Raw genomic sequence first — 25487 nt, 5'->3', positions numbered from 1 at the left:
TAATTCATGAGTTTAATAGTCGACAAGTTTAACCGAAAAGTAGAATACTTACGTTTATCGGTCACTGACCGTTGTGATTTTCGCTGTGTATATTGCATGAGTGAAGATCCCAGCTTTTTACCAAAAGAACAGGTATTAAGCCTTGAAGAACTGGCATGGATTGCACAAGCTTTTACCGAATTAGGTGTAAAGAAAATTCGCTTAACTGGCGGTGAGCCTTTAGTTAGAACCGACTGTGACAAATTAATTGAGTTACTCGGTCAACTACCGGGCTTAGATGACTTGTCGATGACCACTAATGGTTCGCGCTTAAGTAAGCTTGCTCAGCCAATGCATGATGCAGGCCTTAAGCGCCTAAACATCAGTTTAGATACCTTAAACCCTGATCTCTTTACCGAAATGACTCGCAATGGCAAAGTCGAACGAGTGATTGCGGGAATTGATGCAGCAAAAGCCGCAGGCTTTAAACACATCAAAATCAATGCGGTGATTTTACGTGGCAAAAACGATCACGAAGTGATTGATTTAATCAATTTTTGCCGTGACCGTGAGTTAGATATTGCTTTCATTGAAGAAATGCCATTAGGTGTAATGGATGAGCGCAAACGTAGTCGTCACTGCTCAAGTGAAGAAGTGAGAGGGCTAATTGAAGAAGCTTATCCATTAATTCCATCAAGTAAACGTACTGGCGGGCCTGCTCGCTATTACAAAATGGCCGACAGCAATATTCATATCGGTTTCATTTCACCTCACAGTAATAATTTCTGCCACGAATGTAATCGTGTTCGCGTGACGGTAGAAGGTCGTTTATTGTTGTGTTTAGGCAATGAGAACTCAGTGGACTTGAAGTCAATCGTTCGTGAATTCCCAGGGGATATCGGCAAACTCAAAGAGGCCATATTAGAAGGAATTCAACACAAGCCAAAAGAACATTACTTTGGCACCGATGATGACGTGCAAATCTTACGTTTTATGAATTCAACAGGCGGCTAGTGAACATCAACTTCAGTTAACGAAAGGTGATGCTAAATAATGCATCACCTTTTTTTAGATGACTCAGTCAACGCCATTTTCAACTAACGATAACTATTCACTTTTTGCTCACCAGTATTTTGCTATACACTTAGGGACACGATCGGACTCACAAGCAGTAATGCATTAGTTTATGGCTTTATCTCGAAAAAAATGGAACAACATTCTCATCATTGCCTGTGTCTTTATGGTTGCAGTGTTAACCTTTATCGACTCCAAAACCAATAAAATGCCAGATGATGCTCATGCATTATTTGATGAAAGCAACCAGTTAACCCAATTGCAATTTAATGGTATTTGGCTTAATAAGTCAGCCTCTCAATGGCGTTGTGACGATAGCGTACTCAATTGCCAACCCCTTGCTACTGCTTGGTCAAAACTAATGGTTTCAGCGGTTCAAATGCCTGCGAATGAGATCCAATTGCTTACCGCCCCCGTAACATTGACCATTGCCATAAATCATCAACAACAAGCGCAACATTGGCAGTACTATCCTGCTGAAGGGCTTTTACAATCGGCATCAAGCAATTGGTATCAAATACCACCAAGCTTACGCAATGAGTTAGCACCGATTATCTCAACCCAATAATTATCATCATCTAGTGAGTAACGATAAAGACCAAGTAAACGCCACCAGCGTCAAACTTAGCTAATAGACAATAAAATGGATTCATATGCCTGAATTACCAGAAGTAGAAGTCACTAAGCAAGGTGTATCACCGCATCTTGTTGATCAAACCGTACGCGATTTAGTCATTAGAAACGCCTCTTTGCGTTGGCCTGTACCTGATATTTGTAAAAACATTATAGGGCAAACCATTAAGCAGGTTCGCCGCCGAGCCAAATACTTATTAATCGACACCGATGCGGGGATTACCATTGTCCATCTTGGTATGTCTGGCAGCTTACGCATCCTGCCAGCGAACACTCCCGTCGAGAAACATGATCATATCGACCTCGTATTAGAAAATGGCCGAGTACTGAGATACAACGACCCTCGACGATTTGGGGCTTGGCTTTGGTATGAACTGCCAGAAGATGGACACCCGCTACTGTCAAAATTGGGTCCAGAGCCTCTTAGTGACGGCTTTAATCCACAACATTTACAACAGGCATTAACCAATAAAAAGAAAGCCATCAAACTGTGTTTAATGGACAACCACATCGTGGTGGGTGTAGGAAACATTTACGCTAACGAAGCACTTTTTGCCGCCGGAATTCACCCGCAAGCAGCGGCTGGCAACATTGATATAGACAGGCTGACAATATTGGTCGCTGAAGTAAAACAAATCCTTGCCCAAGCAATTAAACAAGGCGGCACAACACTTAAAGACTTCACCAACGCAGACGGTAAACCCGGCTATTTTGCGCAAAAGCTCCATGTTTATGGCCGCGGCGGTGAAACTTGCACCGCATGTGGTAACTTACTCAGTGAAATAAAGCTGGGGCAGCGGACTACGGTGTTTTGTGGTGTGTGCCAAAGCCATTAAGCTCACTAGACTTTAGCCTGTGGAATTTTTTCAGAAAGTAATTTAATGGAATAACGCTAATAAAAAGCCTCAAACAATGTTGAGGCTTTTTTAGCAAATCATCTTAGAACTTGTACTCGTAGCGCGTAAATAAAGTACCGTCGGTTTCAGAGTCTTCCACTTCAAATTCAGATTGTGACACGGTTCCGCCAAAGGTCATCATACCGCTCATCAGTGGCATTCTGTAAGACAGCTCTAACATCAACAAATCTTCTTTAGGCGGCTGCGGCGCCCAGCCATGGCTTGGACTTTCTCCATCTTTATTTAACTGTGCATACCTAAATATTGAGGTAAATGCATGGCTGTTTTTAAATTGCCCTACTAACCCTAAAGCATATACCTGTGCATCGCTGCCGTAAGTGCTGCCAAAGGCTCGGCCATGATAACGTGAGCCACTTTTATAGGTACTATGCTCATAAAAACAATTAAACTTGGTCGAATCTTCACCACAATAAACCATGGTGTCTGTGTACTCAAAAAACAATTTGTACTGTTGAGAGTCGAAACTAAAGCGGGTATCTACGCCGTACATTTTTCCACAATCGACAATTTCCCATGGGTCGCCTTTAGAGTCTTCACAGGTACGCTCTAAAAAGATCCCCACAGGGACATCCCAGAAGGTTTCTGAGTAGCGTACATCGAAGCCTGCCATTTGGTTACCATAATTGGAACAATTACCATCTTCAAAGCCGCGACAATCACGCTGCCCTGTAATGGACTTCCATGCACTATCTAAATCACACTCCTGACCTTCACCGCAAAATTGTGTGGTCCAAGATAGGCCAATTTCAAGCTGTCTTAACGGTTTAATAGAAGCTCGTAAGTTCCATAACAACGCATGAGGAGCATACCTTTCTTCTTCCATCATGCTGATGCCACCAGTTAGTGTCCAAGTGCCTAACCATGATAACCAAGGTGTCTCAAAAGCTTCTGCATTGTTACGAGAGACCATTAACGAAGGCATTGGACGGGCATTATTTGATTTATGTAAACCAGAATCAAACCCCGGCCCCCACCATTGCTCTATGGTGCCTGCCGTAACAATCCAGTTGCCTAACACCACAGCCATATATGAATCATCTAATCGAAATGTCTTATCATCTTGTGGTTCGTAATTTGCTGACGCTGTAACCTTATAAGCGAATCGCTCGCCAAGATATTCATGGGAAGCGGTGAGTTCACCTTTTTCACGATAATCTGAGCCAAAATGCTGAAAGCGAGCTTCATCAGTCGCTGCCGTTGCGGCAATTGTCGTATTACCTCTATTTTCAATTGCATTTTGGTAGTAAAAGTTAACCCTCGCAAAAGCATCAACTAGCGCCGGAGACATAATTGATGGCTCAGCTTTTCTCAAATCATTACCGATACCTGACCACATGAGCGGAAAAGTATTAATGGGTACGGTAATCACTCCTGCATCGGCAAGCGCTTGAATGTCGGCACGAAGATAAATATCAGAAGTATCGACCCATGGGGCAGCCACAACAGAAGCACTTAAACAACACCCAGCCAGGCTCAGTGTGGTGAGATGTTTTCTAATAGATCGTTTTGATAACGTACACTTTTGAGATAACGGCTGAGATAGTTTCATGCTGTGCTTAATAGGTAATTAAAAAGATTAACGTATTTGAAAAGTCCATTTCACGTTACGTTGCTAAGACTTAGTCGAGGCAATTTTATCTAACAAGGAAATCGCCACATCTTGGTGCACAAATTGACTCACATCGCCGCCGTGTAAAGCAACCTCTTTAACTAAAGTTGAAGAGATAAAAGAGTTTTCTTCGGCAGGTGTTAAAAACACACTTTCTAAATCAGGGCTTAATCGACGATTCATGTTGGCCAATTGAAATTCATATTCAAAGTCCGACACAGCTCTTAAACCACGCACAAGTACACTGGCTTGTTGTTCTTTAGCAAAATCAACCAACAATCCAGTAAAGCCGACAACTTCTACGTTGTCTAAATGTGCCGTCACAAGGTTCACTTGCTCCACTCTTTCTTCAAGCGTGAACATAGGCTTTTTGGAAGGGTTTGAGGCAATACCAATGATAACGTGACGGAAAAGTCTCGCTGCACGTTCTATCAAATCAGCATGGCCATTGGTAACAGGATCAAACGTTCCTGGATATATTGCACGTCTATGCATGTAAGTATTCGCTATATCAGTGAATTCAGTCCGTTGAAGAGTATATCATTCAGAACTAAACAAGGTTCATTATCGGTCAACTAAGCCGCCAAATAATACTACAAGGCCGACAATGACAGCAAAAATAATATCGATAAAATGGCTCGTTAACGTAAATCAAATACTTTCAGTTCATGGTTATCATAAAAAATAACAGGTAAAATCAACATTAATCCTATTTCGACCTGTATAGCTATTCAATTGAACTTACTCCCCTTTAAAGTTTTACTGGTTTTCGGCACCCGCCCAGAAGCAATTAAAATGAGCCCACTGGCAAAACTACTTGCTCTGCACCCTAGTCTAGAGGTGCGAGTTTGCGTTACAGGTCAACACCGAGAAATGCTAGACCAAGTATTAGGCTTATTTAATATTACCCCTGATTACGACCTGAACTTGATGAAGTCGCAACAATCTCTTGAATGGTTAACTTCCGCCATTATTGAGGGAACAAGCCATGTTATTAACGACTTTCAACCTCAACTGGTGTTAGTTCATGGAGATACGACTACTTCATTTGCGGCTGCACTTGCCGCCTTCTATAAAAAAGTCGATGTGGGTCATGTTGAAGCAGGCCTCAGAACCGGCGATTTACAATCACCTTGGCCAGAAGAGGCCAATCGAAAACTGACAGCCACACTCGCTAAACACCATTTCGCGCCCACTCAAACGGCTGCAAATAACTTACTAGCGGAGGGGCATCAACCTGATAATGTCCATGTCACAGGCAATACCGTGATTGATGCGTTACTGCAAACAGTTGCTTCAAATCATGAAAATGGATTTCAGCCAACGGCATTAACTGAGCTACTTAACAGCGTAAGCTATCAAAAAGTGATACTGGTTACAGGCCACAGACGAGAAAATTTTGGCACAGGTTTTGAGAACATTTACTTGGCATTACAAAAGATAGCCACTACATATCCTAATGTCGCTATCATCTATCCAGTACATTTAAATCCACAGGTGCAAGCCCCTGTGAATCAATACCTTGGTAATATTGATAACGTTCATCTCATTGCGCCACAAGATTACCCTTCTTTTGTTTATCTCATGGATCGTGCAGATATTATTTTAACCGACTCTGGAGGCGTCCAAGAGGAAGCACCAGCACTTCACAAACCCGTATTAGTGCTTAGAGATAAAACCGAACGTATTGAGGCGCTTGAAGCCGGAACCGTCAACCTTGTAGGAACCGATACTGATCGTATCGTTAACGCTGTCACGACCTTACTTGAGCAACAAGAACAGAATACAAAACCTAGTAACCCTTATGGCGACGGACAAGCCTGTCAACGAATTCAAACGCAAATATTGCGCCATTACCAACTCATTTAATGCAGGCTAGTCCATGAAAAATATTTTTATCATCTATCGCTCAATGTTTACCCCACAAGGTGAGGTACACACCATTGGCGGAATTGAAAACTATATTATGAGCCTCATTGAGACATTTAAAACTCAGCAATGGCGAACTCAGATTATTCAACCAGCTAAAACGTCTTTTTGTCTTGAAAGAGAAGACGTGATTATCAATGGAGTCACAACAGGCATATATCGGGGAAATAGTAAAAAGTTTGCATTAGCACAATGGGTTAAACAGCATGCCAAAGAAGGCGATGTGGTTATCTTCGCCACTGATTCTTATGCAGTCAAAATACCTGGACTCGCCACAGTCGGTATTCAACATGGAGTGTCATGGGACAAGCCCCAAACTAACTCGTCATTTTTAGGGCAGTTTGTGTCTTCGCTGTTAAATCATTATAAGTATCTAAAATTTGCTAGAAAAAGCGATACACTCATTTGCGTCGATCATAACTTTGTAAACTGGTATCGCACCTGGTGCAGCCCCCAAGCTCAACAAATCAAAGTCATCTATAATTTTTATCAACAACGATTAGCCACAGACCAGTTGCTACAGAAATGGGCTCAATCGCCGCAACCTCTCAAACTCATCATCGCAAGACGGTTCGTTGACTACCGAGGTATTGCGATAATTGCGCCAGTAATTGAAAAACTGTTAAATCAATTTGAACACCTCGAGGTCACATTCGCTGGAGAGGGGCCACTTCAGCCTTTACTCGAAAAAGCCTTTGCAAAACATCCTCGAGTTACAATCACTCAGTATCAAGCCCAAGAAAGTTTTCACATCCACCAGCAACATCATATAGCGGTTATTCCAACCTTAGGTTCAGAAGGCACATCATTGTCCATGATTGAAGCTATGGCAGCGGGCTGTTTGGTAATAAGCAGCAATGTAGGAGGCCTTTCAAACTTAATTATCGACGGCTATAACGGCCATATGGTTATGCCTAATGCCAATGAGTTTGAACGGGTTATTTACCAAGCAATTAATGATATAAACCAAACTCAACAGCTGGCAATCAATGGATATGAGTCAATTAAACACGTCTGCTCGCAAGCGCAATGGTCTCGGGCTTGGGTTGATGTCATAAAAAGCTTACCTTCTAAAGCTTGTCATTAAATCTTGTTTATCGACTAAAAATCACAGCCACAAGAATCAAAAAAAGCGACAATATTGCTATTGTCGCTTTTAAAGTAAAAACATTAATATTTAACGCTTTAACTGATTAATATCAGGTAACTTATTTCTATTTATCCGCACGTTCGCTTCAAAACACACCTTTTGCCAAATACGTCTCACTGGATGTTTTTTAGCATTATTTCTATTTTCTAAAGTGCAGATTTCACTTTCAAAATCAGCCTCTAATACCGGAAAGGGTTTAACGACATAGCAAGCTAATGATTTTTCATACCAATACTGTATATCGATATCAATTGGTCTCGTAATCGGAGTGGCGCTAGCTAATAACTTTTGGGCCCCTGATAACGATACAAATTGCCCGCGAGTGGAAGACGGTAACTTTAAACAAGTCGACAATGAAAATAGCTCTGTTAACTCAATACTATCAATGACTTTTTTCTGCTTTCGTCCATGACATAACTTAATGTAATCCCATGAAGAAGGTAATTGGCTAATGCTCTGTATCAGTGAGAGTAACTCAGGGTTAAGCACTGAGTCATCCTCTAGAATAAGCGCAAAATCTAACCCTTGCGACACCATCATGTTCCAGCAGTTTATATGGCTCAGATAACAGCCAATTTCACCCACATTAAGCACTTTATCGTACTTTGCAAGATTCGCTTTTTCATTGAAGACAGCGTGGATTTCAGCATCATCTAGGTCTTTGCCATATACAGCCGGTACTCTTTCATAGTCTATACTGAGTAGTTCTAGCTGTTGACGCATAAAAGCCATTCTTTCGGTGCTTTTATCAAGATTTATTACAAACACTTTAAACTGCATAATGTCTCTTCTACCATCCTTGGGCTTATCTATATAATATTCTACACAGTCAAAAAGCGACTCATTGATGGTTCTTCATTTTGTCTGTAATACTCTACTTTGGCGTGATATTTAATTTTTGCTTTAACACGGTTGAACTAACATTAGGCGTGTAATCAAAATAAACCATTTCACACGTAACTGGTGGATATTTCCCTTTCCAATCTGAACCAACTGATATTGCATCAATATTATATTGATCAACTACTGCCTGCTTATTCTTATCAACCTGAGGGATCACTTCATCAACGTAGCGGTTGGCTTCCAGAATCGAAATCCGTTCTTCAAATGGAATAATCGGAGGGCGACCTTTGGAATTAATTATCACCTCATCGGTAGACACTCCCACGATAAGATAATCGCACAGCTCTTTGGTTTTCTTTAGAATATTCAAATGACCTTGATGAAAAATATCAAAACACCCAGATGTATACATTCGTCGATATTTCTTCGTTGTCTCTTTTGACTCAAGAGAAATGAAGTCACTTTTGAGGGTTTTTAATAACTCTTGCTGATAAATATCATCAAGTTGCAATTCATTGGCAAGACTCGGCTGGTTCGGCCATTGTTTATCAGTAAACACTTTGTCGCAGAATTCAACAGGTGACTCATAACGCGGTATCACATGAAAATGTACGTCAGGGTCGACCATCATCAGCATCAAATAGTTAATTTTTGTATAATCAAAACGCTTTTTTAGCACTCTTTCGATATCAGAGATGATTAGTGACTGTTCGTCAGCAGCTTCTTTTGAAATCGAAGAATATTGATGCACACTCTCTTTACATATCAACACCATTGAACCTAATGTTGGTTGTTCAGGTCTGAGTAATAAATCCCAGTGCTGATAAGATTTAATAAGACTTTCAGGGTAGGCAAATTTTTTAAGCGTTACTTGAGGCATGAATTCAGTACACAGTAGAATTGTGGGAAACATTTTAGTTCAATATTGTAAAGCCGTCTACGAGTTAGTCTGTTTGAAAGTACCAATGTAACAAATCGGTAGTTGGAATTTGATTGCTTAAGATTAACTAACATATAATTAAACACTGTAAACATCTTTGAAGCATAATTAATAGGAATATCATGCTAATTTTTTTCGATACTCTCAATGTGTATTATCTTCCCCAGTACGTTCCTATTATTCAAGAATTAAAAAAACAAGGTCATTCTGTTAAACTCGTTTGTTATCATGAGCGCAATGAGAAGGATGTCGTTCAGCAAATTTTTAATAAATTAGATTTAGAGTGCCTTTGGGTTAATGATGATAGTGAAGCAGAAACACTCTACCTCGCTCAAAAACCTGACTGGATTTTCTTCGGTAATAAATGTACTTATCTCGACAGTATCCATCAGTACTCAAAAACGGCTCAACTTGGCCACGGTATAGGACCTAAACCTTCTTATTACCATAAATCTATCACTCCGATGACAGTAAGATTTATTGAAGGGTCGTTGCGATTAGCCAAAATCAAAGAATTTTACCCTGACGATAACTTTGTTCAGGTCGGGTTTTCAAAATTAGACCCAATCATTAATCATCAAGAGCCTGGGTTAGATTTAGACAAAATAGGTCTAGATAGTAATAAGAAAACGATTCTGTACGCTCCGACATTTAATCCGAGCTCCTTAGAATGTTTTCCTGATAATTGGCCGAAAGATTTTGCAGATTACAATATTCTTATTAAACCTCATTCGTTAACCCAGATGAGAGATAAATTCAAAAATCAACAGCTAAAATTAAAGAAATGGTCAGCATTTAGTAATGTATATGTTGCTTCTGCTAAAGATATTTCACTGCTCCCTTTTATGCAGAATGCAGATATTTTACTCAGTGAAGCATCCAGTACTTTATTCGAGTTTTCCGCATTGGCAAAACCGGTTATCGTATGCAATTTTTTTAAACTCAAATGGTCATATCGCGGCATTTTTCACTTTCGTTTTGTAAAGCGCTTCGGTAAAGATAATGTGCTTTATAGCGATATAGGGTTACATGTAAACAAATATTCTGAGTTGATTTCTGCTGTTCCACAACAATTAGCCCACCCAGAACAATACGAAGCCAATAGGCAAATATATACGGATGAACATGTTGGCCCCACAGATGGAAAAGCATCAAAGCGGATCGTTGAATACCTTGAGAATTATCCATCAGCGTAAAGAATTACCACAATTGATAAATTCGTTAACTGGTTTACTTACATAGGAATTATTGAACGGTTGATTCAATGATAAATGAATAAAAATATGGCTATAATCTCTGCATCACAATTACAATCTTGTCAGCGAATGTTATTCATGTCGCCACTAGCATTAGGTGACTTTCTATATCTAAAAACATTTTTAATTGCTCTTAAAGCTCAAAATCCGCATATCACATTGGATATTTGGCTAGACGATAACCGTTGTACAGACACAAGTTGGCGGTTATCTAGAAGCGCAATTTTGCAACAATGGATAGCTTCAGACTCCTCGTTTAATATCAGCTACGGTTGTACTAAATCGGCTTCAGATCATCAAGCACAGATCCAACAAGCTAAAGCTAATGACTACGACATTATTATCTGTCATTCTGCAAGTAAAAGTGCTCGTTATTCACAAATAGCAAGAGAAATAGCGCCAAAAGCATTCATTGTTTCAAGTATCACTAAGCAACCTTACAATGGATTGTTTAATCGCTTGATTTTTAGGCATAGTGATCACGTTATTGCGCTAGATACTAGTGAACTAGATAAAAATCATCATATTACTGATAGGTTTTATGCCGTTTTCAATAAAATATGTAACGTTACACTCGATAAATCACAATTTATGCCAACACTAGACATACCAAATCAAATGGATAGTGTAAGTAAAAAATGGTTATTAAATAAATTTAATAACCAGGATAGACAAGGAAAATTATATTTCCTCAATCATTTATCGACAAATACCAAAAAAGATTGGCACTTATCACAACTCTTTGAATTAATAACTTTACTTGCAAAAGTGTCAACCGACGGGCGCTTCATTATTAATGTTACTAAAGAGAATTTTGATGAAACGGTGCAAAAAGTAAATGAATTTACATCCCAGACTTCTTTCAAGTCGTCGTATTCACAGTAGAAGATCACTTCTTTGAATTACCATCACTGATCTCTCATTCGGACTTTGTCATCACCGTCGATACAGCTATTTTGCATTTTGCATTTGCAGCTAAACGCCCTTTAATTTCTATGATGAGATCTAAAAAGCCCTATTGGGCTCCGCCAGCAAGTAAACAGTCTCACGTATTATATGCAACTGAAGGTAAGGGCCATGTGTCAGATATCAGTGTTGAAGCCGTTTACCAGCAATACCTAACAATGGTTCACTAAATATTTTAACCCTATTAAATTTACAAGGTCTATATGAAAAAGGCTATTTTCACTCTCGCCATTGGGGATAACCCAATGTATAAAGCTGCACTAGAAAGCTTTAAAATATACGCAGATAAAGTCGGTGCTGATCTTATTATTTCAGATCAATTGCATTACAAAATTAATATTGAGAATCCGCTGTACTCTGCGAGTCCGGCTTGGCCAGAAAAGTTATTTACGGCAGAAATTTTAAAAAACTACGACCGAGTGTTATACCTTGATGCTGATATCTTAGTAACGCCTCATGCACGCAATATTTTTGATGAGTATCAAGACCTTGATACCGTATACATGTTCGACGAAGGTCAGCATCTTGATCGTAATTTACCCATAAGCCAAATATCTGCAGCGTTAGGTAAAGTAGATGGGTGGAATAAAGTAAACGGTCAGCTTAGTTATTATAATTTTGGCATGTTTTTAATTTCTAAGCCTTGTAAATTATTTGAATTAGCTACCTTAGATGGAATGCAAAAAGTCTGTAACCACGTAAAGTTTTACGATCAGACTTACGTTAATTACATCATACAAAAACATAAAATTTCTAACCAGTGCGTTGCTCCCGAATTTAACCGCATGGAGTTTTTAGGCCAAGAAGGTTATAAGAAAGCTGACTTTATTCATTACGCAGGCCGAGGATACCGTATTAAGTGTCCAAGTAGAGAAATTCGTTATGTAGATGACTATTGTCAATTATATTCGGATAATGTCTCTGCAGAAGAGAAGCGTCAAATGAAATTAGATGCATGGAATTTATTTACTAAAAACCTTGCTAAAAAAAGCTATATACCTCAAATCATTTTAAACTTAATTGGTAAACCTACAATTGGTAGAAAGTGGCTATAAATTTAATTTAAAATAGAAACTTAGCAATCATTAGATTGCTAAGTCATACTATCAAACTGCTGAATCACTTTCTCAACGCTTATCAGGCTCATCAAGTCATCCCCTTTAGCCCGTTTCCCCCAAGGGATCGTCATGTTAGGGAATTGCTTACGAATCACCTCATCATACACACTCACCACTTGCATTAAGGACATATATGGCCCTGTTCGCCCAGGATTAGAGTGTGCGTATAACCCTATCACTGGGGTGCCTTGAGTAACGGCCATATGAGCAGGGCCAGTATCTGGCGCAATCACTACAGAGGCCCTATTTAACACGGCTAATAATTGAGTCAGTGTGGTTTGCCCCACCTTATTTTCTATCGATTGCGAGGCAAAATGGTTAATTGATGCCGCTAAATCAACTTCGAGCTGACTAGGGCCGCCACACAATATGACCCGATAGCCTTTTGATACGGCATGATCAGCCACTGCAGCATAACGCTCTGGTAACCAATTACGTTCTGCTTTACTTGCTGCTGGGCAAATAACTAACACTTTTTCAGTTTCAGCAATCAGCTCATTTGCAAACTCGCTATCTGACTCTAATACTGGAATATTCCACTTCGGCGATAAGTCTTTCACACCAATGATTTTAGCAAACCCCATAAAGCCTTCTAACACATGAGGGGTTGCCAAGGGTTCGACGGCATGATTGGTCACCAACCACTGTCCTTCTTTAGCGCGTGCTTTATCAAAGCCCACTCTCACTTTCGCCGAAATCAACAACGAAGCGATGGTTGCTCTTAGCGCCACCTGCATGTGCAACAAAACATCAAACCTCTGCCCCGCTAAGTCTTGACGTAACTTCCCATAACTTCGCCAACCTTGAGATTTATCAAAAATAACAAAGCGGATGTCAGGCAAATGCTTGAGCAACTGATATTCAACCTTGCCTATCACCCAAGTCACGGCTAAATCAGGATACTGACGTTGAATCGCTTGCACCATTGCCACAGCATGACATACATCACCAATAGCGGATAAACGGAGTAAACATAATGATTTCATTGACGAAAAGTCTGCTTTCATGGATTACCACTATCAATGCAAAGGGAATATAAGTACAAGCATTCGATCTTAATGTAGAATATCTTTTTTAGCCACAGACAAATCAACGCATTATTAATTGACCTATGCAAATTGAATCAACAGGTAATGGGGTTATCGCATGGTGCGAACCTCTTGCACAACACCTTACTCCAGCTCAGTTTCAAGCCGATTATTGGCAACAGCGCAATGCTGTCATCGGTCAATCAAAAGGGCGTTATACCACTTCGTTTGTTGAGTACAATCAACAACAATGGGTGCTTCGTCATTATTGGCGAGGTGGGTTAATAGAAAAGCTAAGCCGAGATGCTTACATTTATACGGGCATGCAACGCACTCGAGCTATTGCAGAACTTGCCTTATTAGAAAAGCTACATGCAGAAGGTTTGCCTGTTCCTCGCCCAATTGCAGCCAATGTTGAACGATTCGGTATTTGGTACCGCGCTGATTTACTTATCGAGCTCATTGATGGAGCCAAAGATTTAGTCGCTTATTTATCCACTCAAACGATGACAAATGAGCAATGGCAACAATTAGGTCAATTAATCGCGACCTTTCATAATCGCGGGGTTTATCACGCCGATCTGAATGCTAAAAATATTCTGTTTGCTAAAGGCGAATTTTACCTCATCGACTTTGATCGGGGTGAAATAAAAACACCCGCAAGTGCATGGCAACAAGCAAACTTAGCGCGTTTATTACGTTCATTTAATAAAGAAAAAACCAAACTCGCTTCGCTTAACTTTTGTTCTGAACATTGGCAAGCATTATTAAAAGGTTATCAGGCTAACATTAATAATTGATACGATATCTATATCATCTGCGCCTGTTTTAATTGCTCCTCGATAACATCAAGCTGCTTTTGTAGGGCTCCGCGGTTTTGGCTTACCACGCCTAAGCCGGCATTAGCTGCATTTTGATGTTGATGTTGATCATCAAAGTAAGCTAATAGCTGCAATGCGAGCTGCTCAGCATCTGATACCACAGTTAATCCACCTGCTTTTTGTAGTAACTCAGTAATCTCTGCAAAATCCCAATGGTGCGGTCCGACACTGACAGGTAACCCCATTGCTGCAGGTTCAAGCGGGTTGTGACCGCCATTTTCGATCAGCGTCCCGCCAACAAAAGCAGCATCAGCTGTGCCATATAACATTAGCAATTCACCCATGGTGTCACCCAATAGCACTTGCGTATTTTCGCTCACAGGTTCATTCATACTGCGTCTTGCTAGTGATAAACCAAACTGCGTTGTTGTTACCGCTGCCACATTAAATTGCTCTGGATGACGTGGAGCCATAATCATAAGTGCATTCGGGTATTGGGATAATATTTGTTGATGAGCAGCAAGCATTATTTCAAACTCACCAGGGTGTACGCTACCAGCGACCCATATTGGCGTTTGTACTCGCCCCCACTGCTGGCGTAACGCTTTGGCTTGTTGATGTTTACCCTCATCAATCTGTAAATCAAATTTTAAGCTACCGCAAATATGTAACTGTTCAGCATGCACACCTAAAGACGCAAATCGCTCCGCCTCTGTGCTTGTTTGCACAGCTATCGCATCTAAACTGGTTAGCATAGGCTGACTTAACGCAGGTTTCTTTTGATATTTAGCCGCTGATTTTGCAGATAACCTTGCATTAGCTAACACCACTTTAACCCCGCGCTTTCGGGCAAAATGAACTAAGTTCGGCCATAACTCAGTTTCCATAATTACCATTAGTTTCGGATTAACTTGACCTAAAAAACGCTGCACACTCAGGCTAAAATCTAATGGCAAATAACAATGCTGCACCCGGTTACCTAAATGCTGCGCAAACGCTTTACGCACTTCATCTGAACCGGTTGGACTGGTCGTGGTAATCGTAAAAGATAGATTGGGATATTGATCCATTAGATGGTTAATCAGTGGAATCGCCGCCAGCGTTTCACCCATTGAAACACTATGAATATGCACATCCGTTTCATTAAGGCGCGCAATACCGAAACGCTCAGCCCAACGTAAACGATACGCAGGACTTTTGAGGCCACGAAAAGCAAAATATAGCACCACTAAAGGTGATAATAGGTATAAGAGGATAGAATATAGGCCACGAGTCATGAAAAGAGTCTTAATCAATTTTGCTTGTCAGATAAACACAATGTTAACATAAACCAAAACCACATAAATAAGTGTTACAGCAACATATTCTTCGTATAGTGAGCTATGTTGTATAACCTAAATGCTGTTGTTTATGTCGCCTTCAAAACTGCCATTGGGCATCAAGACGTAGTTCTCAATGTGATTAAGGCTGAACTGACCAGATGTAAGTGTGTTTTAATATAAGATTCATAAGGATATGCATTAAGCGTCTTATTGGGTCACCAAGACTCCTATAGTTAGCAATTGATAATTGGAACCGATATGAAAACCCGCGATAAAATTGTTTTTGCCAGTCTTGAACTCTTTAATGAACACGGTGAACGTAATATTACCACCAACCATATTGCCGCTCATCTCGGAATAAGCCCTGGAAATCTTTATTATCACTTCCGCAATAAAGAGGACATCATCAACTCTATTTTTGCTCTGTACGAAAGTCACTTAGAGTCTGGCTTTAAGCCATATGAAGACACGACAGTCGATATTGAGCTATTGATGGGCTATTTTGACGCCATGTTTTATACCTTATGGCAGTTCCGTTTCATGTACGCCAATCTTGCAGACATATTAAGCCGTGATGAAGCACTTAAAACACGATATTTAACTGCGCAAGAACAGGTATTACGTCGTTCAAGCGATGTATTACGTAAGTTAATTAGTGATGGTTTTCTTGAGATAGAAGACGCCAAGGTTACTGCTTTAGCCGATACGATAAAGATGATGGTCAGTTTTTGGATAAGCTATCAATTAACCCAATCAAGTACATCTACTATCACTAAAGCCACGCTATATGAGGGCTTGTTACGAGTGCTGATGATCTTCAAAGCCTATTCAACCCAAAGTTCAGAGCCAACATTCACCCGCCTTGAACAACATTATCTTGATATAGCGTCTCAAGAACGTGACGCAGCAGCATAAAACCCAGCAAACATACGCATACAAACCGCCTTTTTACGACTAAAATATAGCTGTAAATTGGCGGTTCACTGACTTTTAACATGATAAGCCCTTCATTATTCAGCACTTAACAAAACGGTGTTAATGATTAGTATATCTAATGTGAAAACAGCCCTAGCCCTAATCATTTTTATATCGCTACGCAGGTTAAAAAAACACTGTAGAGCCAGTAAAATTAAGGTTAGAATGCCGCCAAAGATTTCCATATTAAAACTATATTTAGGAGAAATCAGGTGGCCTCTACCTCATTTTACGACCGCATAAATCAACAACTTGTCGACGTTAAAGCTGAAGGCTTATACAAAAGTGAACGTGTTATCACTTCAGCCCAGCAAACGGCGATTAATGTAAATAGTGAAGAAGTCATTAACTTCTGTGCCAACAACTATTTAGGCCTAGCAAATCACCCTGAATTAATTAATGCTGCTCAAAACGGGTTAAATACTCATGGTTTTGGTATGGCATCTGTTCGTTTTATTTGTGGAACACAAAATATCCATAAACAACTAGAAAATAGCCTCAGTGAATTTTTAGGCATGGAAGATACTATTTTGTATTCTTCTTGTTTCGATGCCAACGCAGGTCTATTTGAAACCTTACTAGGCCCTGAAGATGCTATCGTGTCTGATGCATTAAACCACGCATCAATTATTGATGGTGTCCGTTTATGTAAAGCCAAGCGTTTCCGATATGCCAACAACGACATGACTGATTTAGAAACACAGTTAAAAGCAGCAAAAGAAGCGGGTGCTCGCGATATTCTTATTGCGACAGACGGTGTGTTTTCAATGGATGGTGTTATTGCTAACCTTCAAGGTGTGTGCGATTTAGCTGATAAATACGGCGCACTGGTTATGGTTGATGACTCTCATGCAGTTGGTTTTGTCGGTGAGAACGGCCGTGGAACTCACGAATTTTGCCAAGTAATGGATCGTGTAGACATTATCACAGGCACACTAGGTAAAGCGTTAGGCGGTGCATCTGGTGGGTTCACTTCGGGCAAAAAAGAAGTCATTGATTGGTTGCGTCAACGCTCACGTCCTTACTTATTTTCTAACTCTTTAGCACCTTCAATTGTTAGCGCATCAATTCATGTGCTTGAAATGCTGAAGTCTGGTCATGCTCTTCGTGAAGCAGTATGGGAAAACAGCCGTTATTTCCGTGAAAAAATGACCAAAGCAGGCTTTACCTTAGCAGGAGCAGATCATGCCATCATTCCTGTCATGATTGGTGATGCTAAATTGGCAAGCGACTTTTCAAATCGCCTTTTAGCTGAAAATATTTACGTGGTCGGATTCTCATTCCCTGTTGTACCAAAAGGCCAAGCACGTATTCGCACACAAATGTCAGCAGCACACTCGCGTGCTCAAATCGATAAAGCGATTGAAGCCTTTACCCGCATTGGTAAAGAAATGGGCATTATTTAAGGTCTAAACAATGAAAGCACTTAGCAAGTTAAAGCCTGAAGAAGGTATTTGGATGGTTGATGCGCCTAAACCTGAAATGGGCCATAACGATCTATTAATTAAAATTCGTAAGACCGCTATTTGTGGCACTGATGTGCATATCTACAACTGGGACGAGTGGTCACAAAATACCATTCCTGTGCCTATGGTAGTGGGCCATGAGTACGTCGGTGAAGTCGTCGATATGGGCCAAGAAGTCCGTGGGTTTACCGTCGGAGATCGCGTGTCAGGTGAAGGTCATATTACCTGTGGTCATTGTCGTAACTGCCGTGGTGGCCGTACCCATTTGTGCCGCAACACTTCAGGTGTGGGTGTAAACCGTGATGGCGCATTTGCTGAATATCTTGTGATACCTGCATTTAATGCATTCAAAATTCCTGATGATATTTCTGATGATTTAGCGTCTGTGTTCGACCCATTCGGTAATGCTGTCCACACAGCATTATCATTTGATGTGGTCGGTGAAGATGTACTGATTACTGGTGCTGGCCCTATTGGTATTATGGCTGCAGCCGTATGTAAGCACGTTGGCGCTCGTCATGTGGTCATTACAGACGTCAATGAGTATCGTCTCGATTTAGCCAGAAAAATGGGCGCAACTCGTGCGGTTAATGTGGCTAAAGAAGACTTAAAAGATGTCATGAATGACTTAGGCATGACCGAAGGGTTTGATGTCGGGTTAGAAATGTCAGGCGTTCCTTCTGCGTTCCATTCTATGCTCGATACCATGAACCACGGTGGCAAAATTGCCATGTTAGGTATTCCTGGTGGCGACATGGCCATTGATTGGAGTAAAGTGATCTTTAAAGGGCTTATCCTTAAAGGTATTTACGGTCGTGAGATGTTTGAGACATGGTACAAAATGGCAAGTCTAATCCAGTCTGGTTTAGATTTATCACCTATCATTACTCATCACTTCTCAATTGATGACTTCCAACAAGGCTTCGATGCTATGCGTTCAGGCCAGTCAGGTAAGGTCATTTTAAACTGGGATTAATTCCCATCGTAAATTACCGCAATAATAAAGGGGTTGTATCAAGACAGCCCCTTATTAGATACTTCAGTTATTACTTTTATCTCATTTCACATAGCAGCGGTATAGCATGAGCACATTTAAGCACCTTTCAATCAATGAATTAATCCATATGACAGCAGACTCAAGTGATGTCCAAATCGTCGATATCCGTGATGCTGCGAGTTATGCAGCAGGTCATATTGAAGGTTCAATTCATCTCACTAATGAAAACATTGCTCATGTAATAGCAGAAGCGGACATGGATATGCCATTAGTCGTTGTCTGTTATCACGGCATTAGTAGTCAAGGTGCAGCAGGTTACTTAATTGAACAAGGATTTGATGACGTATATAGCTTAGACGGTGGCTTTACAGCTTGGAGCGCAGCGCACGCATGATTGAGATCGGCCAGTTACCCCACGCACGCGCAGCTCAAGCTTTTATCGACTACTTGAAAGGGTTAGATATTGAGTGTGTACCCGTTGTGACTGCAAACGGGGTATCTCTGGTCGTATATGATGAAACAAAAGCTGAACAAGCCAAGCATGAATTTGAGCTTTTTAGACAAAACCCATATCAAAAGAAATATTTAGAAGCCTCTTGGGATAATGGTTCAACCCAAACTAAGCTTGATTATGGCTCGTCCTCTTTAGGCCTAGTGCAACAATTTATTACCGGAGCAGGCCCTTTAACCCTAATCACTTTTTTTATCTGCATGGTTGTCTTTGCTGCGATGAACCTCGGCTTTGCTAATCACGTTTTTAGCGCTTTGTCCTTCTTTGGGGCGGTTCCTGGTAGCGACTTCAGTCAAGTTTGGCGTGCCTTTACCCCTAGCTTAATGCACTTTTCAGCCATGCATCTTATCTTCAATTTACTTTGGTGGTGGTATTTAGGCGGTAAAATAGAAACAAAACTTGGCACACGACCACTGTTGATATTACTGGTCGTTGCCGGCACCTTGCCAAGCCTAGTGCAATATATGATGACAGGCCCTAACTTTGGTGGTTTATCTGGCGTCGTTTACGCCGTTGTTGGATATACTTGGATTATGGGTCAACGAAAACCAGATGCAGGTATTGGCTTACCCAATAGTTATATGACTTTTATGCTGATTTGGTTAGTTTTAGGCTTTACCGATCAACTGGGAATGCCAATAGCCAACGGCGCACATATCGGAGGCTTGTTAGTCGGGTTAGCGCAAGGCTTTTTTGATAGCCAAAGACAAAGCAATACTCGGGTCGATCAGTAACTCCTGTCTCGATAGCTTCACAGGTTAAGCTATCGAGAATCAATATTTCCCTTCATTCCAGTTCAGCGTTAAGAGTAATGTATGACAAGTACATTTTTTAATCACGTCATTTCAAGTACTTTAGCCACTAGCTTTTCAATACCTACATTTGCCTCTGCAATGCTATTCGCAAGCATGTAAGCAGGTGTGGATACGATGTTATTGTGTGTATCAACGATAATATCTTCAACGGTAGCATCACGGTGCTCGCCCCCATTTCCGTGAAGGCCTGGGCGGTTCCACTATCATTACCGATCGTGCCAATAGGGTTGGTTTTAAAAATGCTAGGGATCATAACCGGCGCAATGCACATAAACCCGATAGGTTTCTTCACTAAAGCAAATTCTTGAATAAACGCTTCGACACTAGGCTCAACTTTACTGCCACTTCCTGCGACGGCGAAATCGCATAAGTTTTTTGCCGCACCAAAACCGCCAGGCACAATCAAACCATCATATTCAGTGATATCTAATGACTGAACGTTTAGCACTTCACCGCGACAAATTCTGGCAGACTCTTGCAAAACGATACGAGTTTCTGCAGCATTTATTTCGCCATTAAGATGATTCACCACATGCATTTGTTCAACATCAGGTGCAAAGCATTGATAATTAGCCCCTGCTTTTGATAACGCCAGCAAGGTTAACACTGACTCGTGTATTTCTGCGCCATCATAAACACCACAACCGCTCAGTAACACAGCAATATTTTTCATTTTAGATCCCTATAAAGTGGCTTAATTTAACTTTTTTTAAACAAATCTATTGATCTGATTAAAAAACATGCTAACTTAGTTTCTCGAAATTATTTCATGGTTTAAAAACTGTACCAAATAATTGACTAAATCAAGAAAGATATTAAAAAAGTCCACAAATTAGGAATATTTTTAAAAACTACAATTAAACTCACAAAAATATTAAAAAACATTTATTTTCAATAGTTTAAACGTTTTATTCCCAGTCGTAATTAAAACACCTTTATAAGATAAATTAATTCACTCACAGAGTTATCCACAGCCTGAGAGTTAATTTTCCGTGGCCGAAAATCCTTGTATGTGGCATTCTAAGGCCATCTCAGAATACTGAAAATGAAAACAGACTATGCCAACAATCCCCAATAACCCACTCGTCCTTGTGGATGGATCTTCTTATCTTTATCGTGCGTTTTATGCACCACCACATTTGACTAATTCAAAAGGCGAAGCAACAGGTGCTGTTTATGGTGTAGTCAATATGCTTCGCAGCTTAATGAGTCGCTATAACCCTAGCCATATTGCAGTGGTTTTCGACGCTAAAGGAAAAACCTTCCGTAATGATATGTATAGTGAGTACAAAGCGCAGCGTCCTCCTATGCCGGATGATTTACGCTCACAAATCGCCCCACTTCACGCCATTATTCATGCGCTGGGATTACCCCTAATTTGTATTCCAGGTGTCGAAGCTGATGATGTCATCGGTACTATTGCACTAAAAGCCAGTAAAGAAGGCCGCGCCACCCTTATCAGCACGGGTGATAAAGATATGGCGCAATTAGTTGATGACAATGTCACACTCATTAATACCATGACAGATACCATTATGGGCCCAGCTGAAGTAACCGAAAAATTTGGCGTTGGACCCGAGCTCATTATCGACTTATTGGCCATGATGGGTGATAAAGCCGATAACATACCAGGCTTACCAGGTGTCGGAGAAAAAACCGCATTGGCAATGCTGACAGGTGTAGGAGGTGTCGATAAGCTAATCGCAAATCCACAAAGTGTTTTAGATGTGACATTCCGTGGCTCTAAAACCATGCCTAAAAAGATTGAAGACAACAAAGAAATGCTTCAATTATCTTACGATCTTGCGACCATCAAAACCGATGTTGAATGGGATGATGATTGGGCGCCTCTCGAAATTCAACCACAAAACCGTGACGAGTTAATTAAACTGTTCGGGGAAATGGAGTTTAAACGCTGGTTAGCTGAGGTGTTAGATAACAAATCTGCCTTTTCTACAGCTACAGCCACCACGACTAACGAAGTCCAAGAGGCTACACCAGCCATTGATGTTGAATATGAGACAATACTAACCGAAACTGATTTAGCTAATTGGATTAGTAAACTGTCTAAAGCTGAACTCATTGCAGTTGATACCGAAACCACCAGCTTAAATTATATGGAAGCTAAGCTAGTTGGCATTTCGTTTGCCATTGAAGCGGGCAAAGCCGCTTACCTTCCACTAGCACACGATTATTTAGATGCACCTGAGCAACTTCCTATGGAATATGCTTTAGAGCAACTAAGGCCTATTCTTGAAAGTGATAGCATCAAAAAAGTCGGCCAAAACCTTAAGTACGACATCAGTATTTTTGCCAATGCAGGAATCACCCTAAAAGGGGTCCAGTTTGATACTATGCTTGAGTCTTACGTATTTAACTCTGTCGCTTCACGCCATGATATGGATGGATTAGCGCTTAAATACTTAGGCCATAAAAATATTAGCTTTGAAGAAATTGCAGGTAAAGGTGCAAAGCAGCTGACTTTTAACCAAATCGAATTAGATGTAGCCAGCCCTTATGCAGCAGAAGATGCTGATATTACCTTACGTTTGCACCAACATTTATGGCCAAGAGTAGAAAAAGAAGCCAAGCTAACTTCGGTATTTAACGATCTAGAGCTGCCGCTTATTCAAGTGTTATCAGACATTGAGCGCCAAGGTGTATTGATTGATAGCATGCTGCTGAGCCAGCAAAGTGATGAGTTAGCCCAGAAAATTGATGAGCTTGAAACCCAGGCCTATGACATTGCTGGCGAGAAGTTTAATTTAAGCTCTCCAAAGCAACTACAAGCGTTATTTTTTGAGAAGCTCGGATACCCGATCATCAAAAAAACGCCAAAAGGCGCACCATCTACAGCTGAAGATGTATTGATTGAATTAGCATTAGACTACCCGTTACCTAAGTTAATTTTACAACACCGCAGTTTATCCAAACTGAAAAGCACATATACCGATAAGCTTCCTTTAATGGTCAATGCTGAAACGGGCCGAGTACATACTAGTTACCACCAAGCTAATGCCGCTACAGGTCGTTTATCATCAAGCGAGCCCAACCTACAGAATATCCCTATCCGAACAGAGGAAGGTCGTCGGATTAGGCAAGCGTTTATCGCACCAGAAGGTCGTAAAGTTCTGGCTGCTGATTACTCTCAAATTGAACTGCGTATTATGGCTCACTTATCTCAGGATAAAGGTTTATTGACCGCATTCGCTGAGAATAAAGATATTCACAAAGCTACCGCAGCTGAAGTCTTTGGCGTTCACTTTGAAGAAGTCACCACTGAGCAGCGCCGTCGTGCTAAAGCGGTTAATTTCGGGCTAATCTACGGTATGTCAGCCTTTGGACTGGCTAAGCAATTGGATATTCCACGTAAAGAAGCTCAAACCTATATCGATACCTACTTTGCTCGATATCCTGGAGTGCTTAAATACATGGAAGACACGCGCGCGCTTGCTGCCGAAGTCGGCTATGTTGAAACCCTATATGGAAGAAGATTGTATCTGCCAGATATTAAAGACCGTAATGCTATGCGACGCCAAGCCGCTGAGCGGGCAGCAATTAACGCCCCAATGCAAGGTACAGCAGCTGACATCATTAAAAAGGCGATGATCACCATCGACCAATGGATTAAGTCAGAGACAAACGGCGAAATAACCATGATCATGCAAGTACACGATGAGTTGGTATTCGAAATTGATGAATCAAAAGCAGATGCACTACAGGCAAAAGTATGTGAATTGATGGCTCAAGCAGCAAGCCTTGATGTGACCTTATTAGCTGAAGCTGGTATCGGTGACAACTGGGATGAAGCGCATTAGCCATATCGAATATGTTATTTCGGTTTATATAAGTTGCCCTAACATATAAAAATCACAACAGCTTCAATACAAAACCCGACAATCCCGTAGTTTTATCACTGCGGGATTGTTTTTTTTGAAGCTAATTTCATCGACAAGGCGATTTTTTCAACGACATTTGTGTCAAACTTCACATTATTGTTCATTTTTACAAAAAACAGTTTTTCATTTTAAGGCTAATGACGTATTATCATCTGCGTAGGGTACAGAGGTTAAGATGTTCCATCTTTCAGACCTTTTTTATTCGCTAGAAATAGTGACAAGCCGAATTATGGCGCTCCAGCATTTTTGTGCTGGAGCTTTTTTTGCCAAAAATTTATTTTAGAGTAAATACTTTAAATCTGTGTAAAAAACGATTACTATATCGTTATTGAGCGTCATCGATGAGTAGGTGGCACTTGAGTCTTGTTGAATTTAGCTTCTCCCCAAAAGAGCTAATTTTTTTAACCGGTGACATTATGTCGTCGGTTTTTTTTGCTTAATATTCACCGTCTAGTGCCAATATACCGTTATATTCAAACCTTAAGCACAAAAAAGCCGCTGAGTGAATTAACTCAACGGCTGCATTAAAGCGGTTTACGCTATCAGTTATTCTTTATCTTGTTCTGCTTGCTGCTCAGCTTCAGTCAACCAGCTGGGGTTGCACCACTCGTTTAAAATACCTAAGACTTTAGGTTTTCCAGTGCCTTTTAATGATGAGAAAGGCTCAACTTTTACCCAGTCACCAAATTCAGCCAGCTCTTTGCGCACGGCATTAACCGTTTTCATTTTGACATTTTGAGCAAGTTTATCGGATTTAGTCAGTAATGCTAAAACTGGAATTTCACTTAATACCGCCCACTCAATCATTTGCATATCTAAATCTTTTAACGGATGTCGAATATCCATCAACACAACGACACCGCTTAGACAGGCGCGCTCTTGCAAATATTCACCTAAGGCTTTTTGCCATTTATTCTTCATCGCTAAAGGTACCTTAGCAAAACCATAGCCAGGTAAGTCGACTAAGCGACGGTTTTCATCTAACTCAAAAACGTTAATCAGTTGAGTTCGCCCAGGGGTTTTACTGGTTCTCGCTAAGTTTTTTTGCTCAGTAAGTGCATTTAAAGCACTAGACTTACCCGCATTTGAGCGGCCAGCAAACGCAATTTCTACTCCAGTATCACCAGGCAAGTACTGATCGAGATGTGCAATGTCTGGCGCACTAATTAAAAACTTGGTTTTTCGAAAATCTATACGCGTTTCTGACACGATTTACTCCAATAATTTTTAGGTAATACC

23 protein-coding genes and 1 pseudogene are annotated in these 25487 nt (G+C 40.6%); 16 read left to right on the top strand and 8 right to left on the bottom strand.

Annotated elements, in window-relative coordinates; translation table 11 throughout:
* Positions 1-6 precede the first annotated feature (6 nt).
* The 3 genes from moaA to mutM all read left to right on the top strand — a co-directional run bounded on the left by moaA (position 7) and on the right by mutM (position 2522).
* The gene (gene moaA, locus ACGEDC_RS08785) at positions 7-993 is read left to right on the top strand and encodes a GTP 3',8-cyclase MoaA (RefSeq protein ID WP_055025838.1); all 987 of its coding nucleotides are present in this window, start codon (positions 7-9) and stop codon (positions 991-993) included.
* A 172-nt stretch (positions 994-1165) separates the two neighbouring features.
* A complete protein-coding gene (locus ACGEDC_RS08780; protein WP_119968071.1) occupies positions 1166-1621 on the top strand; it encodes a hypothetical protein in 456 nt (151 codons plus the stop codon).
* 85 nt (positions 1622-1706) lie between these two features.
* A complete protein-coding gene (gene mutM / locus ACGEDC_RS08775; protein WP_394497708.1) occupies positions 1707-2522 on the top strand; it encodes a bifunctional DNA-formamidopyrimidine glycosylase/DNA-(apurinic or apyrimidinic site) lyase in 816 nt (271 codons plus the stop codon).
* Between the two features lie 103 nt (positions 2523-2625).
* Here the strand turns inward: mutM and ACGEDC_RS08770 are convergent, their stop codons facing one another.
* Both ACGEDC_RS08770 and coaD read right to left on the bottom strand, forming a co-directional pair.
* Positions 2626-4152, bottom strand: coding sequence for a capsule assembly Wzi family protein (locus tag ACGEDC_RS08770; protein ID WP_394497706.1), 1527 nt, complete (start codon positions 4150-4152; stop codon positions 2626-2628).
* Positions 4153-4215: 63 nt separating this feature from the next.
* Positions 4216-4707 carry a pantetheine-phosphate adenylyltransferase gene (gene coaD, locus ACGEDC_RS08765; protein WP_055025835.1) on the bottom strand — a complete coding sequence of 164 codons (492 nt, stop codon included), beginning with the start codon at positions 4705-4707 and terminating at the stop codon, positions 4216-4218.
* A 240-nt stretch (positions 4708-4947) separates the two neighbouring features.
* Between coaD and wecB the strand changes: the two genes are divergently transcribed.
* Both wecB and ACGEDC_RS08755 read left to right on the top strand, forming a co-directional pair.
* Positions 4948-6081, top strand: coding sequence for a non-hydrolyzing UDP-N-acetylglucosamine 2-epimerase (gene wecB / locus ACGEDC_RS08760; protein WP_394497703.1), 1134 nt, complete (start codon positions 4948-4950; stop codon positions 6079-6081).
* A 13-nt stretch (positions 6082-6094) separates the two neighbouring features.
* Positions 6095-7228 (top strand): glycosyltransferase family 4 protein, encoded by a 1134-nt coding sequence (locus tag ACGEDC_RS08755; protein ID WP_394497701.1) that lies wholly within the window; start codon positions 6095-6097, stop codon positions 7226-7228.
* A gap of 90 nt (positions 7229-7318) precedes the next feature.
* Here the strand turns inward: ACGEDC_RS08755 and ACGEDC_RS08750 are convergent, their stop codons facing one another.
* Together ACGEDC_RS08750 and ACGEDC_RS08745 are read right to left on the bottom strand one after the other, a co-directional pair.
* A complete protein-coding gene (locus ACGEDC_RS08750; RefSeq protein WP_394497699.1) occupies positions 7319-8071 on the bottom strand; it encodes a glycosyltransferase family 25 protein in 753 nt (250 codons plus the stop codon).
* 94 nt (positions 8072-8165) lie between these two features.
* A complete protein-coding gene (locus ACGEDC_RS08745; RefSeq protein WP_225442137.1) occupies positions 8166-9047 on the bottom strand; it encodes an adenylyltransferase/cytidyltransferase family protein in 882 nt (293 codons plus the stop codon).
* 149 nt (positions 9048-9196) lie between these two features.
* Between ACGEDC_RS08745 and ACGEDC_RS08740 the strand changes: the two genes are divergently transcribed.
* The 4 genes from ACGEDC_RS08740 (at position 9197) to ACGEDC_RS08725 (ending at position 12351) form a co-directional block, all read left to right on the top strand.
* A complete protein-coding gene (locus tag ACGEDC_RS08740) occupies positions 9197-10270 on the top strand; it encodes a CDP-glycerol glycerophosphotransferase family protein (protein WP_394497696.1) in 1074 nt (357 codons plus the stop codon).
* Between the two features lie 75 nt (positions 10271-10345).
* Positions 10346-11215, top strand: coding sequence for a lipopolysaccharide heptosyltransferase family protein (locus ACGEDC_RS08735; RefSeq protein WP_394497694.1), 870 nt, complete (start codon positions 10346-10348; stop codon positions 11213-11215).
* 71 nt (positions 11216-11286) lie between these two features.
* Positions 11287-11466, top strand: coding sequence for a hypothetical protein (locus ACGEDC_RS08730; RefSeq protein WP_394497692.1), 180 nt, complete (start codon positions 11287-11289; stop codon positions 11464-11466).
* 33 nt (positions 11467-11499) lie between these two features.
* Entirely contained in the window at positions 11500-12351 is an 852-nt protein-coding gene (locus ACGEDC_RS08725) for a glycosyltransferase family 8 protein (RefSeq protein WP_394497690.1), read from the top strand.
* Between the two features lie 38 nt (positions 12352-12389).
* Here the strand turns inward: ACGEDC_RS08725 and ACGEDC_RS08720 are convergent, their stop codons facing one another.
* Positions 12390-13421, bottom strand: a complete 1032-nt coding sequence (locus tag ACGEDC_RS08720; RefSeq protein ID WP_394497688.1) for a glycosyltransferase family 9 protein — start codon at positions 13419-13421, stop codon at positions 12390-12392.
* 104 nt (positions 13422-13525) lie between these two features.
* Between ACGEDC_RS08720 and ACGEDC_RS08715 the strand changes: the two genes are divergently transcribed.
* Positions 13526-14242, top strand: coding sequence for a 3-deoxy-D-manno-octulosonic acid kinase (locus ACGEDC_RS08715; protein ID WP_394497686.1), 717 nt, complete (start codon positions 13526-13528; stop codon positions 14240-14242).
* A gap of 8 nt (positions 14243-14250) precedes the next feature.
* On the opposite strand, the gene waaA is transcribed toward ACGEDC_RS08715, so the two are convergent.
* On the bottom strand, positions 14251-15540 hold the full coding sequence (gene waaA, locus ACGEDC_RS08710; protein WP_394497684.1) for a lipid IV(A) 3-deoxy-D-manno-octulosonic acid transferase: 1290 nt from the start codon (positions 15538-15540) through the stop codon (positions 14251-14253).
* Positions 15541-15843: 303 nt separating this feature from the next.
* On the opposite strand from waaA, the gene ACGEDC_RS08705 reads away from it, so the two are divergent.
* The 5 genes from ACGEDC_RS08705 to glpG all read left to right on the top strand — a co-directional run bounded on the left by ACGEDC_RS08705 (position 15844) and on the right by glpG (position 20268).
* Positions 15844-16500 (top strand): TetR/AcrR family transcriptional regulator, encoded by a 657-nt coding sequence (locus tag ACGEDC_RS08705; protein ID WP_055025827.1) that lies wholly within the window; start codon positions 15844-15846, stop codon positions 16498-16500.
* 272 nt (positions 16501-16772) lie between these two features.
* A complete protein-coding gene (locus ACGEDC_RS08700) occupies positions 16773-17966 on the top strand; it encodes a glycine C-acetyltransferase (RefSeq protein ID WP_394497682.1) in 1194 nt (397 codons plus the stop codon).
* Positions 17967-17976: 10 nt separating this feature from the next.
* Positions 17977-19002, top strand: a complete 1026-nt coding sequence (gene tdh, locus ACGEDC_RS08695; RefSeq protein ID WP_065110303.1) for an L-threonine 3-dehydrogenase — start codon at positions 17977-17979, stop codon at positions 19000-19002.
* Positions 19003-19108: 106 nt separating this feature from the next.
* Positions 19109-19417 carry a thiosulfate sulfurtransferase GlpE gene (gene glpE / locus ACGEDC_RS08690; protein WP_055025824.1) on the top strand — a complete coding sequence of 103 codons (309 nt, stop codon included), beginning with the start codon at positions 19109-19111 and terminating at the stop codon, positions 19415-19417.
* Complete coding sequence (gene glpG, locus ACGEDC_RS08685) at positions 19414-20268, top strand: rhomboid family intramembrane serine protease GlpG (RefSeq protein WP_394497679.1); 855 nt, start codon at positions 19414-19416, stop codon at positions 20266-20268. Before glpE ends, glpG begins: the two co-directional genes overlap by 4 nt.
* A 101-nt stretch (positions 20269-20369) precedes the next feature.
* On the opposite strand, the pseudogene elbB reads toward glpG, so the two are convergent.
* Positions 20370-21022: pseudogene (gene elbB / locus ACGEDC_RS08680) on the bottom strand (isoprenoid biosynthesis glyoxalase ElbB).
* Positions 21023-21407: 385 nt separating this feature from the next.
* Between elbB and polA the strand changes: the two are divergent.
* Positions 21408-24167, top strand: a complete 2760-nt coding sequence (gene polA / locus ACGEDC_RS08675) for a DNA polymerase I (RefSeq protein ID WP_394497677.1) — start codon at positions 21408-21410, stop codon at positions 24165-24167.
* 627 nt (positions 24168-24794) lie between these two features.
* On the opposite strand, the gene yihA is transcribed toward polA, so the two are convergent.
* Complete coding sequence (yihA, locus tag ACGEDC_RS08670; RefSeq protein ID WP_055025820.1) at positions 24795-25457, bottom strand: ribosome biogenesis GTP-binding protein YihA/YsxC; 663 nt, start codon at positions 25455-25457, stop codon at positions 24795-24797.
* Between the last annotated feature and the right edge of the window lie 30 nt (positions 25458-25487).

This window comes from Shewanella sp. ENK2 (genome assembly GCF_043568515.1).
GTDB lineage: Bacteria > Pseudomonadota > Gammaproteobacteria > Enterobacterales > Shewanellaceae > Shewanella > Shewanella japonica.
The sequence above is the reverse complement of the archived record's forward strand: the minus strand, read 5'-3'. Positions and strand labels throughout refer to the sequence as shown.

What these genes read in the sequence shown, in the direction of transcription:
- ACGEDC_RS08780 (WP_119968071.1), top strand. Translation starts at nt 1,166, where the DNA reads ATGGCTTTATCTCGAAAAAAATGGAACAACATTCTCATCATTGCCTGT.
- ACGEDC_RS08735 (WP_394497694.1), top strand. Translation starts at nt 10,346, where the DNA reads ATGAATAAAAATATGGCTATAATCTCTGCATCACAATTACAATCTTGT.
- ACGEDC_RS08720 (WP_394497688.1), bottom strand. Translation starts at nt 13,421, where the DNA reads ATGAAAGCAGACTTTTCGTCAATGAAATCATTATGTTTACTCCGTTTA.
- ACGEDC_RS08745 (WP_225442137.1), bottom strand. Translation starts at nt 9,047, where the DNA reads ATGTTTCCCACAATTCTACTGTGTACTGAATTCATGCCTCAAGTAACG.
- glpE (WP_055025824.1), top strand. Translation starts at nt 19,109, where the DNA reads ATGAGCACATTTAAGCACCTTTCAATCAATGAATTAATCCATATGACA.
- ACGEDC_RS08715 (WP_394497686.1), top strand. Translation starts at nt 13,526, where the DNA reads ATGCAAATTGAATCAACAGGTAATGGGGTTATCGCATGGTGCGAACCT.
- ACGEDC_RS08740 (WP_394497696.1), top strand. Translation starts at nt 9,197, where the DNA reads ATGCTAATTTTTTTCGATACTCTCAATGTGTATTATCTTCCCCAGTAC.
- glpG (WP_394497679.1), top strand. Translation starts at nt 19,414, where the DNA reads ATGATTGAGATCGGCCAGTTACCCCACGCACGCGCAGCTCAAGCTTTT.
- ACGEDC_RS08770 (WP_394497706.1), bottom strand. Translation starts at nt 4,152, where the DNA reads ATGAAACTATCTCAGCCGTTATCTCAAAAGTGTACGTTATCAAAACGA.
- ACGEDC_RS08755 (WP_394497701.1), top strand. Translation starts at nt 6,095, where the DNA reads ATGAAAAATATTTTTATCATCTATCGCTCAATGTTTACCCCACAAGGT.
- coaD (WP_055025835.1), bottom strand. Translation starts at nt 4,707, where the DNA reads ATGCATAGACGTGCAATATATCCAGGAACGTTTGATCCTGTTACCAAT.
- mutM (WP_394497708.1), top strand. Translation starts at nt 1,707, where the DNA reads ATGCCTGAATTACCAGAAGTAGAAGTCACTAAGCAAGGTGTATCACCG.
- ACGEDC_RS08705 (WP_055025827.1), top strand. Translation starts at nt 15,844, where the DNA reads ATGAAAACCCGCGATAAAATTGTTTTTGCCAGTCTTGAACTCTTTAAT.
- waaA (WP_394497684.1), bottom strand. Translation starts at nt 15,540, where the DNA reads ATGACTCGTGGCCTATATTCTATCCTCTTATACCTATTATCACCTTTA.
- ACGEDC_RS08725 (WP_394497690.1), top strand. Translation starts at nt 11,500, where the DNA reads ATGAAAAAGGCTATTTTCACTCTCGCCATTGGGGATAACCCAATGTAT.
- tdh (WP_065110303.1), top strand. Translation starts at nt 17,977, where the DNA reads ATGAAAGCACTTAGCAAGTTAAAGCCTGAAGAAGGTATTTGGATGGTT.
- ACGEDC_RS08750 (WP_394497699.1), bottom strand. Translation starts at nt 8,071, where the DNA reads ATGCAGTTTAAAGTGTTTGTAATAAATCTTGATAAAAGCACCGAAAGA.
- polA (WP_394497677.1), top strand. Translation starts at nt 21,408, where the DNA reads ATGCCAACAATCCCCAATAACCCACTCGTCCTTGTGGATGGATCTTCT.
- moaA (WP_055025838.1), top strand. Translation starts at nt 7, where the DNA reads ATGAGTTTAATAGTCGACAAGTTTAACCGAAAAGTAGAATACTTACGT.